This window comes from Flavobacterium sp. ENC (genome assembly GCF_020991415.1).
Taxonomy (GTDB): domain Bacteria; phylum Bacteroidota; class Bacteroidia; order Flavobacteriales; family Flavobacteriaceae; genus Flavobacterium.
Window position 1 is genome coordinate 338,576 of record NZ_JAJMOY010000001.1, and the last position, 17,439, is coordinate 356,014.

At 36.0% G+C, this 17,439-nt stretch carries 18 protein-coding genes; 13 read left to right on the forward strand and 5 right to left on the reverse strand.

Annotated elements, in window-relative coordinates:
* The first annotated feature begins 106 nt into the window (after positions 1-106).
* On the forward strand, positions 107-1,015 hold the full coding sequence (locus LPB89_RS01360; RefSeq protein ID WP_230700536.1) for a pseudouridine synthase: 909 nt from the start codon (positions 107-109) through the stop codon (positions 1,013-1,015).
* 82 nt (positions 1,016-1,097) lie between these two features.
* On the opposite strand, the gene LPB89_RS01365 is transcribed toward LPB89_RS01360, so the two are convergent.
* Together LPB89_RS01365 and LPB89_RS01370 are read right to left on the reverse strand one after the other, a co-directional pair.
* On the reverse strand, positions 1,098-1,697 hold the full coding sequence (locus LPB89_RS01365) for a DUF937 domain-containing protein (RefSeq protein ID WP_230699937.1): 600 nt from the start codon (positions 1,695-1,697) through the stop codon (positions 1,098-1,100).
* Positions 1,698-1,979: 282 nt separating this feature from the next.
* A complete protein-coding gene (locus tag LPB89_RS01370) occupies positions 1,980-2,480 on the reverse strand; it encodes a DUF456 domain-containing protein (RefSeq protein ID WP_230699938.1) in 501 nt (166 codons plus the stop codon).
* A 159-nt stretch (positions 2,481-2,639) separates the two neighbouring features.
* Between LPB89_RS01370 and LPB89_RS01375 the strand changes: the two genes are divergently transcribed.
* Positions 2,640-3,125, forward strand: a complete 486-nt coding sequence (locus LPB89_RS01375; RefSeq protein WP_127337954.1) for a hypothetical protein — start codon at positions 2,640-2,642, stop codon at positions 3,123-3,125.
* Between the two features lie 87 nt (positions 3,126-3,212).
* On the opposite strand, the gene LPB89_RS01380 is transcribed toward LPB89_RS01375, so the two are convergent.
* Together LPB89_RS01380 and LPB89_RS01385 are read right to left on the reverse strand one after the other, a co-directional pair.
* Positions 3,213-4,316, reverse strand: coding sequence for a glycosyltransferase (locus tag LPB89_RS01380; RefSeq protein ID WP_230699939.1), 1,104 nt, complete (start codon positions 4,314-4,316; stop codon positions 3,213-3,215).
* On the reverse strand, positions 4,313-5,257 hold the full coding sequence (locus LPB89_RS01385) for a flippase-like domain-containing protein (protein ID WP_230699940.1): 945 nt from the start codon (positions 5,255-5,257) through the stop codon (positions 4,313-4,315). Before LPB89_RS01385 ends, LPB89_RS01380 begins: the two co-directional genes overlap by 4 nt.
* Positions 5,258-5,401: 144 nt before the next feature.
* Here LPB89_RS01385 and ruvC point away from each other — a divergent pair, with 144 nt between their 5' ends.
* The 9 genes from ruvC to LPB89_RS01430 all read left to right on the forward strand — a co-directional run bounded on the left by ruvC (position 5,402) and on the right by LPB89_RS01430 (position 11,680).
* Positions 5,402-5,956, forward strand: coding sequence for a crossover junction endodeoxyribonuclease RuvC (ruvC, locus tag LPB89_RS01390; protein WP_065449180.1), 555 nt, complete (start codon positions 5,402-5,404; stop codon positions 5,954-5,956).
* A 103-nt stretch (positions 5,957-6,059) separates the two neighbouring features.
* Positions 6,060-7,193, forward strand: coding sequence for a radical SAM family heme chaperone HemW (gene hemW / locus LPB89_RS01395; protein ID WP_230700538.1), 1,134 nt, complete (start codon positions 6,060-6,062; stop codon positions 7,191-7,193).
* Between the two features lie 176 nt (positions 7,194-7,369).
* Positions 7,370-7,747 (forward strand): GxxExxY protein, encoded by a 378-nt coding sequence (locus tag LPB89_RS01400; protein ID WP_230699941.1) that lies wholly within the window; start codon positions 7,370-7,372, stop codon positions 7,745-7,747.
* A 53-nt stretch (positions 7,748-7,800) separates the two neighbouring features.
* Positions 7,801-8,586, forward strand: coding sequence for a cyclase family protein (locus LPB89_RS01405; protein WP_230699942.1), 786 nt, complete (start codon positions 7,801-7,803; stop codon positions 8,584-8,586).
* A 63-nt stretch (positions 8,587-8,649) separates the two neighbouring features.
* On the forward strand, positions 8,650-9,705 hold the full coding sequence (locus LPB89_RS01410) for a DUF4421 family protein (RefSeq protein WP_230699943.1): 1,056 nt from the start codon (positions 8,650-8,652) through the stop codon (positions 9,703-9,705).
* A 51-nt stretch (positions 9,706-9,756) separates the two neighbouring features.
* The gene (locus LPB89_RS01415) at positions 9,757-10,164 is read left to right on the forward strand and encodes a GNAT family N-acetyltransferase (RefSeq protein ID WP_230699944.1); all 408 of its coding nucleotides are present in this window, start codon (positions 9,757-9,759) and stop codon (positions 10,162-10,164) included.
* Positions 10,161-10,523, forward strand: a complete 363-nt coding sequence (locus LPB89_RS01420; RefSeq protein ID WP_230699945.1) for a DUF4260 domain-containing protein — start codon at positions 10,161-10,163, stop codon at positions 10,521-10,523. Before LPB89_RS01415 ends, LPB89_RS01420 begins: the two co-directional genes overlap by 4 nt.
* Positions 10,520-10,891: an MmcQ/YjbR family DNA-binding protein gene (locus tag LPB89_RS01425; protein WP_230699946.1), complete on the forward strand. Its 372-nt coding sequence runs from the start codon at positions 10,520-10,522 to the stop codon at positions 10,889-10,891. The genes LPB89_RS01420 and LPB89_RS01425 overlap by 4 nt, the downstream gene beginning before the upstream one ends.
* Before the next feature lie 84 nt (positions 10,892-10,975).
* Complete coding sequence (locus LPB89_RS01430) at positions 10,976-11,680, forward strand: PH domain-containing protein (protein ID WP_230699947.1); 705 nt, start codon at positions 10,976-10,978, stop codon at positions 11,678-11,680.
* Between the two features lie 138 nt (positions 11,681-11,818).
* Here the strand turns inward: LPB89_RS01430 and LPB89_RS01435 are convergent, their stop codons facing one another.
* A complete protein-coding gene (locus LPB89_RS01435; RefSeq protein WP_230699948.1) occupies positions 11,819-12,919 on the reverse strand; it encodes a DUF4407 domain-containing protein in 1,101 nt (366 codons plus the stop codon).
* Positions 12,920-13,185: 266 nt separating this feature from the next.
* Here LPB89_RS01435 and LPB89_RS01440 point away from each other — a divergent pair, with 266 nt between their 5' ends.
* Positions 13,186-15,996: a TonB-dependent receptor gene (locus tag LPB89_RS01440; protein ID WP_230699949.1), complete on the forward strand. Its 2,811-nt coding sequence runs from the start codon at positions 13,186-13,188 to the stop codon at positions 15,994-15,996.
* A 74-nt stretch (positions 15,997-16,070) separates the two neighbouring features.
* A complete protein-coding gene (locus LPB89_RS01445) occupies positions 16,071-17,123 on the forward strand; it encodes a phytase (RefSeq protein WP_230699950.1) in 1,053 nt (350 codons plus the stop codon).
* Positions 17,124-17,439: the final 316 nt, after the last annotated feature.

Genomic DNA, 17,439 nt, shown 5'->3' on the forward strand with positions numbered 1-17,439 from the left:
ATCTCTGTGTAACTATACCCAAAAAACAATAGCTACTAATCTAAGAACAATGAACTTAGGATTATTTAGCAAGAATAAACTATCTTTGCACAAATTACAGAATTATATGAACAATAAGGAAGGCAATAATAACAGAGGCGGATCGAGACCAAATAGCTCCAGATCAAACTCTAACAAGCCAAAACCTGCCATGCAAAAGCGTGCTCAAGGGCCGAAAAAAGTGAAACCTGCTGTGAAAGCAGCTGAAGAAGAAGCGGCACAAAAAATTAAGAAACAAAATCAGGCGCCAAAAAGACAAAAAGCTGCAGACGAAATTCGTCTGAACAAGTACATCTCAAATTCTGGTGTATGCTCGCGTCGTGATGCCGATATATACATTCAGTCCGGTAACGTTAAAGTGAATGGTGTCCCGGTTACTGAAATGGGATATTTAGTGAAATTAAATGATGTTGTAAACTTTGACGGTGTTGTTCTGACTCCTGAAAAGAAAGAATACATCTTATTGAACAAACCTAAAAACTTTACAACTGCCTTAGACGAAGGTCAGGAATACCGTAATGTGCTGGAATTAGTTCGTGGTTCAACTACCGCTAAAATTGCCCCTATTGGCAGAATGGATAAAAACACAACCGGTTTGTTGCTGTTTACCAATGATACGGATATGATTCGTAAGTTCACATTACCGAATCAGAAATCATCTAAAATTTATCAGGTTTCTTTAGATAAAAATCTAAAATTTGAAGATTTGGAAAAAATCAGCAAAGGTCTTGTTCTTGACGGACACCGTGTTTTTGTTGAAGAAATCAGTTATATTGAAAAAGAAGCGAAAAGTGAAGTGGGTCTTAAATTACGTTCATCTAATGTAAAGGTCGTACGTGCAATTTTCGAAAACTTTGAGTATGATGTTTTACGTATAGATCGTGTTTCTTTTGCCGGTCTTACCAAAAAGAATTTACCACGTGGTAACTGGCGTTTTCTGACGGACCAAGAAGTTATTAATTTGAAAAACGTTTAATAAACGATTCAAATCAATCATACAAATCCTGTTTTACTGCTGTAAAATGGGATTTTTTATTTAAGAATATTTGTTGAAAATACTAAAAGAAGTTGTGTCCGAAAAGTGTAAAGATTGATCTTCCCAAGTTGGCCTGATTTTTATCATCTACTGATTCGTAACACGAAAAACCAAGTATAATTTTAATTCCGGGATGAATACTATTCAGGATATCTCTTTTTTGTTCTTCCAGTAGTAGTTTTAAACTGTCTAAAAGCTGGATATTGTTTTTCAGATACGAAACGACTAATAGTGCTGAAAAATTTAAAATTTCCCTTGCTGTTTCGCTTTTGATTCCGACTTCATTTGAAATCATTTCTGAAATTCTTCCTTTTTTGTTGGTGAAAATTTCTTTTAGCAAATCATTCCCTTCTACTCGATAACAATCATCTACGGAAAGAATTCTTCCGGAAGCAAAATCAACTTCGCCATAAAATGTTGAATTGTCGCCAATCAGTGAAATAATTTCTTTATAAAAACCCGACTCCTCTGATTTATTATACAATCCCATCAGCACTGTTCCTATTGAAACATCAATTCCTTTTATTAGAAGGGCATCATTTTCAAAATAAAATTTATTCAGCTTTGAAACAACATTGGAAGATATAAAACGTCTAAGTTCAATTTGTAGGTTTGGAGTCATGATATTTAATTTTTAGAAATTATTTAAATCCATTCAAAATAATCGACAAAGTGGGGCTTTTAATCGTTTATCAGGATAAAAATATAAAATATTTTAACATTTCCAAAAGATCAGTTAAAAATTTCCTTAAGCATTTATGACGTATTTAACATCAAATTCTAAAAGTCTCAATGAACATAACCCTTTCGTAATCAAAAACAAATAAAAAAAATTAAAAGAAATTTAAAATATTTTTCAAAAAAAATAAAAAAATAAGAAAAAGCTTAAACCTAAAGTGAAATTTTAAAACAATACACTTCGGTTTTGCCACACTATACTGATAAAAATACCGACAAAAATGATACAAAAGAGGAAATTAATAAAACTGGAAGCCAAAAATCCGAGTAAGGATCCCGTTGCAGCTTTTAGTGCCCTGCGATGATTTTGAGAATCATAGATAAGTTCTCCTATAAAAGCCCCGACAAATGGACCAATAATTACACCAAAAGGAATCGGAGAAAGAATCCCAACTATTAGACCAATATTGGTGCCCCAGACTCCGTAAGAACTGCCTCCGAACTTCTTAGTCCCTTTTGCCGGAATCACATAATCCAGAATCGTAATAACTACTGTTATTAAAAGTGTAATCCCTAAAACCCAATAATTATTTTCAACTGCTTTTGTTAAATACAACAATAATAAACCTACCCAACAACTGGATAATCCCGGTAAAACCGGCATAAAACTGCCGAATACACCAACAATCATGCAAACAAAACCAAGTACTAGCAATACTGAATCCATACGAAAAAAATATTTTTTTATAAGACAAAACAAAATTGCTGTTTAAAACAATAATGTCTTTCAGAAAGCTACGAAGAATATCTGTAATACAAAGGTTCTCAAAAAAAATAATTGTATTTTTATACCATAATTAATTTAGTTCAATTCAACATCATAATCTTGAAGCAGTTCCCTCTTTTTTTAGTCGTATTACTTTTAAATTCTTGTCAATATTTTGAGAAGCAGGTTCCGTCTGAAAAAGAATTATTACAAAAAGAACTGAAATCGATTAACTGGAAAGAAGTAGATGAATTTCCGTCTGTCGCCGATTGCGAAAAAATAGCAGACAAAAAACTGCGTCAGCACTGTTTTTTTGAAAAAATGGCACAGCTTATTCAGGAAAAACTGGATGTAGATTCCTTGTCTATTCTTTATCCTGAACTGGATACTATTGAGGTAAAAGTAACCGTATTTCCTAACGCTACAATGAAATTCGAGCCACAATTCCCAAAAGATTCCGTTGCTTATGACACTATTAAAATCGACAGCATCCTTCATGCACGCCTGGTTGATTTTCCAAAAGTAAATCCTGCTATCAAACGCGGAGTTCCGGTAAAAACCCAGTTTATTCTTCCGGTAATTATCAAAGAAAAAAGTACGAAGTAAATTTCTGAAAACTTTTAAGTTTGAAGTTTTTAAGAGTATTCGGTTTTCTTTACGCAACCTTTGAAGCATTTCTTCTTAGATAAAAAGCTATACTCTAAAGTTTCGCCCCTTCCATTTGTAAGAACCAAACAAACTGTACAAAGCAACAGCCGAACTGAAGAAAGGGTAAAACAAACTATTTAAAACCAAGCTCTTAATTGGTCTGCGTGTTAAAAATTGATTGGTGACATACAACAAGCCAAAATCAATTATGAATTTTGAAACGGCATATAAAATCAAAAGTTGCCATGACCAGATCCCAAAAATCGCAAATACAGTTCCGATTACGAAACTCAAATTTGCAAAGAAAACTATCAGTCCCAACACTTTTCCAAAGATGCTTTGATAGGAACTTGTTTTCGCCGCCCACCGTACCCTTTGGTAAAATAGTGATTCCCAGTCCTGGGTTGGTTTTGTTTTTACAATCGTTTCTTCTGATTTTAAATAATGCATCAGGTTTTGGTCTGAATTTGCAACTTTTTGGAGTAAAAAAACGTCATCTCCGCTTGCAATAGCATTGTTTCCTTCAAAACCATTCATTTTTTCAAATAATGATTTGGTATAAGCAAAATTTGCCCCATTGCACATAAAAGCTTTTTTTATTCCAAAGCTCCCAATGGTTGCGCCCTGCAGGCTCGTTAAATCTAATTGCTGAAAATGATGCAAAAACGAATTGTTGGCCTCATAAGTAACAGCACCGGCAAGCATAGAAACTTCGTTTTCCTGAATGTAATTATCAAAAGTTAACAACCAATTTGAATGAACGGTACAATCTGCGTCGGTGGTAATCACCCAATCTGTTTTTACGTGTTTCATTGCCGTGGAGATGGCATCTTTTTTAGGAGATTTCGAAACCCTGATAGTATCAATGATCCTAACTTGGAATTTAGAATTTGGAATTTGGAATTTTTCCGCAGATTCATCATCCACTAAAATGACTTCAAATAAATCAGCCGGATAATTCAGTTTTGAAAAACTTTTTAAAAGGTGGGGCAAATTCTCCGCTTCATTTCTGAAAGGAACAATAATGGTGAAACTCGTTTGTGGCTCCAGATTCGTATTTGCATATTTTTTTACTTTGAAAAAACCATAAATCAGTACGCCAATCGTAATGATGTAAACGGCTAATATGAGGAATAAGGCCAGATTCATTTTACAGTTTTCGCTTTAAAATTCAGCACATAATAACTGCCTAAAATCACCGGTAAAACGACATTTAAAAACCACATCAAAGTCGAAATAAAAACGACAATCCATTCATTAACGCCTAGAATTCCAAAGAAATAGACCGCAACACTTCCTTTAACTGCAAAATCCAGAAACTGAAAAGTGGGCAGCGATGAAGCCAAAAAATATACTACTGCAATCGTTGCGATTAGCGTAAAATAGGGTAGTTCAACATCAAAAGCCAAAAACAAAAAGTAATATTGATGTGAAAAAACCAAGTAACGGCAAGTGCCTAAAACTATATTTTTCTGATGAACCGGCTTTGGAATTTCATTGATTTTATGAAGCAGTTTTTCTATCGAATATACCTTGATTTTAATCTTTTTCAAAGAGAACAAAATGCCGAAGAACAAAAAGAAAACGACAAATAAAATGGCAACGGTTTGAGGTGTAATTACATTGTATTTGGCATTAAAATACAGCAAACCGAAAACACCAAAAATCACCGTTAGGATCATCTGGATTCCGTTACAGATCAGATTGAGAAAAACCACTTTCTTTGCTTCTGCTTTGGGATAAAACAATGCTTTTCCGGCGTACTCTCCGACTCCGTTTGGTGTAAAAATTCCGGCGGTTAAAGCTGCCAGAACCTGTCTGGTGGCTTCTCCTATTGAAATTTCGTGAATTACCCTGACCAGATTCTGCCATTTCAAAATTTCAAAATACCGGTTTAAAACACTCAAAAGCAGAATAAAGGCAATTCCTGAAACAGACTGGTTTTTACGAAATAAAGTGATAAATTTCTGCCAGTCGAGTTTATCGTTGTGTGCCAGCTGATTGTAAATAAAATAAAATGCACCGCCAACAATCAAAAGTTTGACCAGAAGAACAAGGAATTGTTTAGCTTTGTGGGGAATTGAAATCATGCTGCAAAGTAAAGCAAACTATTGCGAAAAAGCTATTTCACAAAGATTCACAAAGTAACCTCAAAGTTACACAGAAAGATTAAAACAAACTTAGTGAATCTCTGTGACTATTTGGTGAAACTTTGTGTAACCCTCTAATAAAAAATGACAAAAGAACGCATCATATTAGGCATTGACCCCGGAACAACAATTATGGGTTTCGGACTGATTAAAGTCATCAATAAAAAAATGGAATTCCTTCAGCTGAACGAATTGCAGCTTTCTAAATATGACAATCATTACCAGAAGCTTAAAATTATTTTTGAACGTACCATAGAATTAATCGAAACGCATCATCCCGACGAGATTGCCATCGAAGCCCCTTTCTTTGGTAAAAACGTGCAATCGATGCTAAAGTTAGGCCGTGCGCAAGGTGTCGCCATGGCAGCGGGACTTTCCAGAGATATTCCGATTACGGAATACGAACCTAAAAAGATCAAAATGGCCATTACCGGAAACGGAAACGCCAGCAAAGAACAGGTTGCCAAAATGCTGCAACAGCTTTTAGGATTAAAAGAACTACCGAAGAATCTCGATTCCACCGATGGTCTTGCAGCAGCAGTCTGTCATTTCTTTAACTCCGGAAAAATCGTTGCGGGAAAAAGTTACACCGGCTGGGATGCTTTTGTGAAACAGAATGAAGAACGAGTGAAAAAATAGTTTTCAGTCGCAGTCGCAGTTGGCAGTTTTACTGAGACTGAGACTGAGACTGAGACTGAAAACCGAGACTGAAAACTAAAAAATGAGCGGAATCTACATCCACATACCCTTCTGCAAACAGGCTTGCCATTATTGCGATTTTCATTTTTCGACTTCCATGAAGAAAAAAGAGGAAATGGTTTTGGCTCTCGCCAAAGAAATCGGGATGCGCAAAAGCGAGTTTGAGCTTCCCGACTCCGCCCAAAGTGACAACACCATTGAAACCATTTATTTCGGCGGTGGAACACCTTCTGTATTGACAAATGAAGAAATCAATTTTTTAATTTCAGAAGTTTATAAAAATTACAACGTCTCCGAAAATCCGGAGATTACGCTTGAAGCCAATCCCGATGATTTGTCGGCAGAACGAATTCTTGAATTATCGAAAAGCCCGATAAATCGTTTAAGCATTGGAATTCAGTCTTTTTATGAAGAGGATTTAAAGATGATGAATCGTGCTCATGATGCCACAGAAGCAATAAATTGCCTGACAGAAGCGACAAAATATTTTGACAATATTTCACTGGATTTAATTTATGGAATTCCGGGAATGAGCGATGAAATGTGGGAACAGAATATTGAAACAGCATTGAGTTTCGGCATTCCGCATATTTCGAGTTATGCCTTGACGGTGGAACCAAAAACGGCTTTAAGAAAACTTATCGATACCGGAAAGATTGCCGAACCACAAGATGATGTGGCTTCTAATCATTTTATGATTTTGGTGGAAACGCTTGAGAAAAGTGGTTTTATTCATTACGAATTATCGAATTTCGGAAAAGAGAATTACTTCTCCAAAAACAATTCCGCTTATTGGCTGGGAAAAAAATACATCGGAATCGGGCCTTCGGCACATAGTTATGATGGTCTAAAAAGAGGCTGGAATATCGCCAATAATTCACTTTATATAAAATCAATTCAGGAAAACGTATTGCCTATTGAAACTGAAACGCTATCAAAATCAGATCGCTATAACGAATATATCATGACAGGACTACGAACTATCTGGGGCGTTTCTCTCGAAAGAATTGAAACTGAATTCGGACCTGACTATCTGATTTATCTGAATAAACAAACTCGGAAATTTCTTGATGACGATTTACTTTTTATTGAAAATAATATCCTTAAACCAACCGCAAAAGGAAAATTTTTAACGGATGGAATTGCTTCAGATTTATTTTATCTAAATTTGGAATAGCTACGTTTAACCGCAAGGAACGCAAAGTTTTACGCAAGGGACACAAGGAAATTTTAAATAAGCCTTTGCGAACTCTGCGTAAATCCTTGCGAACTTTGCGACTACAACAAGTAAGTTAAATCTTTCAAAAGATATTAAATTCTACTGCTGTTTTATTAGATTTGAAAAAAAATAAAATGACAGAGAATGAATTATCAAAAGTTGTCTTTAATTGTTCTTTAAAAGTCCATCAGACTTTAGGACCCGGTTTATTAGAAAGTGCGTACGAAGAATGTTTATATTATGAACTAAAAAAAACCGGATTAGAAATTGAAAAGCAAAAACCTTTACCTTTAATTTACGAAGAAGTAAGGTTAGATATTGGATATCGATTAGACATTATCATTGAAAATAAATTAATTTTGGAAATAAAAGCTGTTGATGCTTTAAATGAAATTCATTTTGCCCAGTTATTGACCTACTTAAAACTAACAAATTGCAAGTTAGGTTTATTAATCAATTTCAATGTTGCTTTAATAAAAAATGGTATTAGAAGAATTGTAAACAATCTTTAACAAAAACGTAGCGCCCTTTGCGTAAGCCCTGGCGAACCTTCCGGTTAGAAATCATGATAGCAAAAATAAACAACTTCGAAATCGACTTATCAAAACCAATCGATATCTCGATTCCTTTAACGAATACAGACGAGAATCCGATAGCCTGGTACATTGAAAAACCGGTTATTGAACCTGTAGTTTTTGGTGAATGGATCGGAAAAGTCTCCGAAGGAAAATCTTCAACGAACTTTAATAATATCTTTTTCAATCCACACGGGCACGGAACACACACGGAATGTCTGGGGCATATTACCAATGATTTTTACAGTATTAATGAATCCCTGAAACAGTTTTTCTTTTCCGCAAAACTCATTACTATTGCACCTGAAAAAATCGGAGATGATTTCGTGATTACCAGGGAACAGATTTCTACTTCGCTTAATGCGACAAAAAACTCAGCTTCACTCAATGGAAAAACCGAAGCTTTAATAATCCGAACACTTCCGAATCAAAAAGAAAAAAAATCCAGAAAATATTCGAATACGAATCCGCCTTATTTGTCGGAAGAAGCGGCAATTTTCATTCGTGAAAACGGAATTCAGCATTTACTAATCGATTTGCCAAGTGTTGATAAAGAGCATGACGAAGGAAAATTACTGGCCCATAAAGCATTCTGGAATGTAAAAGACACCTTGCATCTAAATTCTGATGCACGTTTAAATGCAACGATTACCGAAATGATTTATGTTCCCGATGAAACACAGGATGGGGATTATATCTTAAATTTACAAATTGCTTCGTTTGAAAATGATGCAAGTCCAAGCAAGCCGATTTTATATTCTGTAGTATTTTTTTGACGATTACTGATTATTTTATTTAATTTGTATTTTTTTTACACTTACCAATAAAATATTTTGAAAATGAAGAAGAGACAAAACTTTGGCCAGATTCAGCGAAAAACTATTGCCGTCAGTTTGTTCCTGCTCTTTTTTTGTCTCCCTTTTACAAAATCTTACAGCCAGAAAAAGACGGAAAAAGACACAGCAAACTTTATTTATTATCCGGATAAAATAATGATTCGGGCAAACTTAAGCACGCAAAGTGACAGTTATTTGTTAAATGACAAAAAAGGACCCAATTTAAATCTGGAAACGAACAACAGTTACAAACTATTCCTCAATATCGATTATAAATTTATAGGGTTCAGCTACGGATTTTACCCGAAATTTTTTGGAGGAAACAAAGACGAAAATTTAAAAGGGAAATCTTCATTTTCAGATTACAATTTTCGGTTCTTTTTAGGAAGATGGCTTCAGACAGTTCAATACAGTAAAACAAAAGGCTATTACGTCTCTAATATGTCTGATTTTTCACCTGACTGGGTCGAAGGGAAAGATCCTTATCTTCAGTTTCCGGATTTTAAAACAATACAGTTCGGAATGTCAACATCTTATATTTTTAATCCTAAGTTTTCGCTTAAAAGTATTACGTCGCTTACCGAATGGCAAAAGAAGAGTGCGGGAAGTTTTGTTCCGTCCTTAATTTACAACTACAATACCATCAAATCAAAAATAAATGATCTTGACGGCAAACAAAAAGAATTTGACCTTCGACTGGCTGCGGGCTATTATTATAATTTCATCATCTGGGATCGATTTTATATTGCACCCAATTTATCCCCATCGCTTGGTGTGAAATTCTCCAGGGACAAGAGTACAACTGCCGGTGTTACAACTATTGAGAAAAATACGTACTTCACCAGAAATCTTGACGGTGGCATCAAAATAGGCTATAACAGCAGTCGTATACTTTGCGGAGCAAGTTTAAACTTTAGCAGCAGTTCGTATAACGAAGATAAATCTACCCGTATTTCTAATGACAAAGTCTACGGATTATTGTATTTTGGCTATCGTTTTGATGCGCCCGATTTTGTTAGAAAACCAATTGAAAAAATTGACGGCAAAATTAAAATGTAATAAATACTAAAAAGCCTTAAAGTTTGTTTAGCTATTGTAATGCAAAAAATCATGAATCAGATTACCGTTTCGACCGATAAAAACAAACTTGATGTTCCGTTTATACAAAACTTTTTAAAAGATATTTACTGGGCAGCGCCAAGAACGATCGAAGAAGTTCAGACTGCAATTAATGCTTCGGTTTGTTTTGGAATTTACCGGAACGATAAACAGATTGGCTTTGCGCGTGTGATTACCGATTATGTGGTTTTCGGATATGTGATGGATGTTTTTATTAGCGAAGAACATCGTGGCAAAGGGTATTCGTCTGTCCTAATCGAAAATATGATGAACGAACCCATTTTAAAAGACCTTAAAATCTGGAGACTGGCCACCACAGATGCGCATTTTTTATATGAGAAATTTGGCTTTAAATTATTAGAACATCCTGAAAAAATGATGGAAAAAAAATTACTATGAAAACAATAATCAAACTGGAAGAATTAGGTTTATTTATTTTGGGAATTTATTTATTCAGTCTCTTAAATTATCAATGGTGGTGGTTTTTAGTTCTGATCTTGGCTCCCGATTTGTCAATGCTGGGCTATCTCTTTGGAAATAAAAGCGGTGCCTTTTTCTATAACTTTTTTCACCATAGGGGAATTGCTGTTTTAGTTTATTTGTCTGGAATTTATTTCCAAACTGAAATTTTGAAATTGGCCGGAATTATTTTATTTTCACACTCCGCCATGGATCGTATGTTTGGTTATGGATTAAAATTAGTAACCGGATTTCAGGATACACATTTAGGTAAAATTGGTAAAAACAATACAGTATGAATTTAGAAACGTTTTACGAATATTGTCTTTCGAAAAAAGGAACGACCGAACATTTCCCGTTTGATGAAGACACGCTGGTTTTTAAAGTGGGCGGAAAAATGTTTGCTCTATCATCTCTATCGCAATGGGAAAAGAACGAACCTTCGGTAAATTTAAAATGCGACCCGGATCGTGCACAGGAGCTAAGAGCCGAATATGAAGAGATAAAACCGGGTTTTCATATGAGTAAAGTGCACTGGAATACGATAGCGCTAAACGGAAATCTGCCGGCAAAATTTGTAAAAGAATTAATAGACCATTCGTACGAACTGGTTTTCAAAAGTTTGACGAAGAAAATTCAAAATGAAATTATTGAATTAGAAAATTAGGCATTACATTTGCATCGTTAGAAAAAAAACTTAGCCACTCAGTCCCGATAGCTGTCGCGATTGTAACTTAGCAAATTATACCCCATGAAAGAACAATTTAAAAAGTTTTTAAACGAAGAACAAGATCCTAAAGCGATTGAAAAAATCACTTCAAAACTCAATGATTTATTGATGAAAGGTGAAGAAGTCGGATATATCGCGGTTCAGAAAAAACCGGCAATAACTGTTTTTCCTGATAGTATTGTATTAACAAACAAAAGAATTATTATTTGTAAACCTAAAAATTTAGGTCTTTCAATGGACTTTACAGATTATACCTGGGATGAAATCGTAGGTACTTTTGTAAAAGAAAACATTTTAGGTTCAGAGTTCTCTTTTTCTACGAAAACAGATATTCAGGCTTCTATAGATTATATCCCTAAGATTCAGGCCCGTAAAATTTTTACGTATGCTAAAGAACAACTGGATATCTTAAAAAACCCAACTGTCGCAACTCCCGTTGTGGAAGCTGTTCAGACAGAAGAAGTGGAAACGGAAGACGAAATCGAAGAAGTGGAAACAGAAGAAGTAACCAGTTTTGCAGAAATTATGCCGGCTACTACTCCATCTTACACGGAAACTTTTGAGCCGATTCAGCCTCAGGCTCCAACCGGAGATCGTAAATTAAGCGAATTATCGAAAGAAGAACTTTTTGATAAATTACAGAATTACAAAAAGCTACTGGATAACGGTTTGATTATGCAGGGCGAATACGATACATTCAAAAAAGAAATTTTAAGCTATATGTAGCATTTAACCGCAAGGGACGCAAGGTTTTACGCAAAGCACGCAAGAAAAAACCATAAAAAACATCCTATTAATTAGGATGTTTTTTTATATAAACTTTTGCGAACACTGCGTAAAACCTTGCGTCCCTTGCGGTTAATTCTATAAAGTAGCCTTCTGTTTTTCTACAAAACTATTGGACTGGAGTTCTAATAAATCTGCTGCGTTTTTACGCTGCAAATCATACAGGTTCTTATCTTCTGCGATATCTGCGTAAACCCTGTCGTGCATTTCAGCGCTGGTTTTAACCAATAAATCACGTTGGTATTTATTCTGTGCTAAAGTAGCTTTTACTGCTGTTTCGGCTTCTTCCTGTTTGAAATCAAATTCGCCTTTCGGAGCTAATAGTTTCGCAATAATCGGAGAAGTCTCAATCGCCAGAAACAATAACATAATAAAGAAGGATGGAAGCCAAGGCAATTTGTCCAACGCATTAATTCTTGCCATTAAACCATCGAAACCTTCTATGATGGGCTGTGTCTGCGATACTTTTTTATCTAAATCGGCCTGAAGCTGTTTTCCTGTTTTTTCTTTCTCAGCTATTTTTGCTTCGTTAGCCGCCTTTAGCGCTGCAAATTCTTTTAGGGAAGCGTCGTGCTTTTCGCGTTTTTCTTTATAAACGGGACCTTTTCCTAATTTTTTAGTTCCTGCAGTACCTTCCGCTTCTGTGATATAAGTGGAGTATAAAGCATTTACTTCCTTCTCTTTTTTCAGGATATCACTTTTCAAAGCTGCGATCTCCGCTTTATTCTTGTCTAAGTCTGATTTGAAATAATTACCCACCTGTTTTTTGTTGGCCAGTTCCATTTCATTTTTTTCTTTCAGTAAAACCGTATTGATTTCTTTTTCGAAAATTTTAATTTCCAATGGCTTCGAAATAACGATGGCAATAATAACCGCCAGCATAATACGCGGCGTAGCCTGAAGAAATTCATCAAAAAAACGATCTCTTTTTTTAATCGTCGAAACGATAAAGCGATCTAAATTGAAGATTAATAAACTCCATACAAATCCGAAAATCAAGGCCGGATAAATAGAGTCAAAAACAGTAAAAAGCGCATAAGCACTGGCTAAGAAAGCCATAACCGCAGTAAAAAAAACAGTGGCGCCAATACCTACATATTTGGTTTGTTCCCCTTCTGAACAGCCGTCCAGCAGGTCTCGGTCGACTCCTGAACAAAGGATAAAAAATTGTTTTAACATGATTGATGATTTTTGATTGATGATTATTTCGTCAGTTCGCCCTTCGGGCTCGTGTGATAGGGCAAATTTAGCGCCAAAAATTTAATTCTGACGTAAATACTTGATTTGTTTTTACTTGAGAGTGTAAAATTCATTTTTTATTAAATGTTATTTTAACATTAATCTATTTCTAATGTTGGCCAGGAATCATAACACTATGTTAATTTTCTTTAATGACTTTAGTAACATTAAGGTTCTAGTTTCGCAAAAAAGAAACTAAACACACAATGAAAAAAAATTATTTAGTAGTAACATTCATGCTTTTGACCCTTGCCGGTTATGCTCAAAAGGCCATAATATCAGGAAAGGTATTAGATGCTGATGATAAACTTCCCTTGCCGGGAGCAATGATTCAGATTGTAGGGGAAAACAAATACACGGTTTCCGATTACAATGGTCGTTTTGAATTGCTTAACATAAATGTCGGCACCTACCAGGTTTTAGTAAAATATATTGGTTATACGTCAATAACACATGAAATAACAGTTGAACAAGGAAAAAATAATGTACTTGACTTTGTCCTTAAAGCTTCAGGAACTGAATTGAATGAAGTGATTGTCGGAGACATCTTAAAAGGTCAGGCCAAAGCCTTAAACCAACAAAAAAACAATAAAAATATCGGAAACGTAATTTCTTCTGATCAGGTAGGCCGTTTTCCTGATGCCAATGTCGGAGATGCCTTAAAACGTGTTCCGGGGATAACGATGCAAAATGATCAGGGTGAAGCGCGTAATATCATCATAAGAGGTTTAGCACCTTCTCTGAACTCGGTTACTTTAAATGGCGACAGAATTCCATCTGCTGAAGGAGACAACAGAAATGTACAAATGGATTTAATTCCGTCTGATATGATTTCGACTATCGAAGTGAACAAAACCCTGACTTCAGATATGGATGCGGATGCTATCGGGGGTTCTGTAAATTTAATTACCAGAGCCACTCCGAACGGCGAAAGAATTTCTGCTACTCTTGCCGGAGGTTATTTACCTATACGCGAAAACGCAAGCTACACCGCAGGTTTAGTATACGGAAACCGTTTTTTTGACAACAAATTAGGGGCTGTTTTCAGCGGATCTTATAATAATGTAGATTACGGTTCAGACAACGTCGAAAACGAATGGGTAAAAGATGAATTTGGAAATGAATATTTACAAGCTTCAGAAGTTAGAAAATACGATGTACAGCGTATTCGCCGCAGCGGATCTGTTGCTTTAGATTATAAATTTGATGAAAACAACACCATTTTTGCCAATGCTATTTATAACTGGAGAGATGACCGGGAAAATCGCTTCAGAACAACTTATGATGATATCGAACCGATTTACAATGGTGAAACCATTACCGGTTTTGAAGGTCGTGTAAAACGCCAGACAAAAGGCGGAGTTGACAACAGCAGAAACAAAAACAGAAGACTGGAAGATCAGCGTGTGCAGAATTATTCTATTCGCGGAGAGCATTTAATCAACTCGAAATTAGATCTGGACTGGTCGGCAAATTACGCCAAAGCTAGAGAATACCGTCCGGGTGAACGTTATATCGAATACCGTCAGAAAGGTTTGGAAATCAACGAAAACTTATCTGATTTAAGATTTCCTTTATTAACGACAACCGGAGAATCTGTCGAGGATTTCAAATTTGATTCCGTAACAGAAAATACAGATGATACGAGCGAAAGTGAATTTGGAGCCAAAGTAAACATCCGTTTTCCGTTTACGATTATTCCTTCTCAGAAAGGAAGGCTAAGAACAGGACTTAGACTTCGTTTAAAAGAAAAAAAGAGAGATAATATTTTCTTTTCCTACGAACCAACGGGTGATGGAATGGAATTGTTATCAGAAGTTCCAACAAGTTATTTTGATGGTAAAAACTTTAATCCGGGCAGCAAATATGTTCCGGGGACCTTTGCTTCTGCAAGTTTTTTAGGAAGTCTTGATTTGAATAACGCAACTTTATTTGATAAAGAAGCTGATGCTGCTGAATATTTGGCGGTAAACTATAATGCCAAAGAAAACATTTATGCGGCTTATGTAAGATGGGATCAGGATTTTAATGATAAATTATCAATGGTATTGGGTTTCCGTGTTGAAAATACGCATATTGACTATACCGGAAATCGTGTCTTAGACGAAGAAGAATTAGAAAGTACAATCAACACGACCAATTCATATACTAACGTATTACCAAGCATCTCGTTCCAATATAATGCTACGAAAGATTTAGTTTTAAGAGCGGCGGCTACAACCGCTTTAGCAAGACCAAACTATTACGCCCTGGCTCCTTACGTTAACAATATTGCTGCCGATAAAGAAATTACTGCCGGAAATCCGGACCTTGACGTAACGTATTCCTATAATTATGATTTCATGGCAGAAAATTATTTCAAATCTGTCGGATTAATTTCAGGAGGTGTTTTCTACAAAAAATTAAATGACTTCATTTACAACTACAGCGACAATCAATATACGGATGCAAAATTTGCCAATGATTTTCCAAATCAGGCCAATCCAATTCCGGCGGGTGAAAACTGGTCATTTGTACAATCCAGAAACGGGGATACTGTTGATGTGTATGGTTTTGAAGTGGCATTTCAGCGTCAGTTGGATTTCCTTCCGGGAAAATTCCTGAAAGGTTTTGGAATCTACCTGAACTACACCTACACCAAATCTAAAGCAAAAGGAATCGCCGATGAAGACGGAAACGAAAGAAACAACATCAGCCTTCCGGGTACCACTCCTCATATGTTTAACGGATCGTTATCGTGGGAAAACAAAAGATTCTCTGCCAGAGTTTCGACCAACTTTACTTCTGATTATTTAGATGAATTAGGTTCAGAGTCTTACAAAGACAGCTACTATGACAAACAGCTTTTTGTTGATGCCAATGCTTCTTTCAAAATCACACCGAAATTGCGTCTTTTTGCAGAAGCCAATAATTTAACCAACCAACCGTTGCGCTACTATCAAGGTATCGAAGCGCATACCAAACAAGCAGAATACTATCAGGCCAGATATAATTTTGGATTGAAATTCGACTTGTAATAATCAATTTATATAATTCTTAAATTAGACAGGGCTTAACCGCTCTGTCTAATTGCATTAAAATAATGAACCAAATGAAAAATAAATCAAAACTGTCATTTTTACTTTTAGGTGTTTTATTCGTTTCCTGCAAAGAAGACAAGTTAGCTCCCATTGCAAAAAATGCCGTAAAACCAACTGTCGTTACACAAACTTTACCTCACGATACTGATGATCCCTCCATCTGGATTCACCCGACAGATCCTTCAAAAAGTATAATTGTAGGGACTGACAAAGACACTGACGGTGGTTTGTACGCTTTTGATCTGAACGGAAAAATTCTAAAAAAATCAATTGCGTTAAAAAGACCGAACAATGTTGATATCGCTTACGGCTTAGTAATTGACGGAAAAAAAACAGACATTGCCGTTACTACAGAGCGCGAAAGCAACAAAATCAGAATTTTCAGCCTGCCGGATTTAGAACCAATTGACAATGGAGGAATTGCTGTTTTTGAAGGCGAAGCATTACGCGACCCGATGGGAATCGCATTATACACAAGACCAAGTGATAAAAAGATTTTCGCTATTGTGGGCAGAAAATCAGGGCCTTCAGGAAGTTATTTATGGCAATACGAACTTTCAGGTACCGGAAAAGGGGCCACTGCAAAAGTGGTTCGAAAATTTGGAGCCTACAGCGCAAAAAAAGAAATCGAAGCGATTGCAGTGGACAACGAATTGGGAACCGTTTTATATTGCGACGAACAATTTGGAATCAGGAAATACAAAGCTGATCCTGCTTTAAACGATAATAAAGAAATAGCTCTTTTCGGAAAAACAGGTTTCAAAGCCGATAATGAAGGAATCGCGATTTACAAAAAGACCGATTCTACAGGTTATATTTTAGTATCGAACCAACAAGCCAATACTTTTATGGTATATCCGAGAGAAGGGGCAAAAGGGAATCCGAACAATTATCCGTTACTGGCAGAAATCCCAACATCCACAATCGAATGTGACGGAGCGGATGTAACCAGCCTTAATTTAGGCGGGAAATATAAAGACGGCCTTTTCGTAGCCATGAGCAACGGAATGGTTTTTCAGTATTACGCCTGGGATTTGATTCAGGCACGTATCGATAAGGAGTAGTTTTTAGTCGCAGTTTTTAGTCGCAGTCGCAGAGTTCAGTCGCAGTCGCGGTATTCAGTTTTCAGTTTTTTAACTGAGACCGAAAACTGCATACTGCGACTGAAAACCCAAAATCTATCAGGCTGAGCGAAGTCGAAGCCCCCACAACGTAAAGCCCTTCGACTTCGCTCAGGGTGACATCGAAACAGAGACTGAAAACTGAGACCGAAAACTGAGACCGAAAACCCAAAATCTGTCAGGCTGAGCGAAGTCGAAGCCCCACAACAAAAGCCCTTCAACTTCGCTCAGGGTGACATCGAGACAGAGACTAAAAACT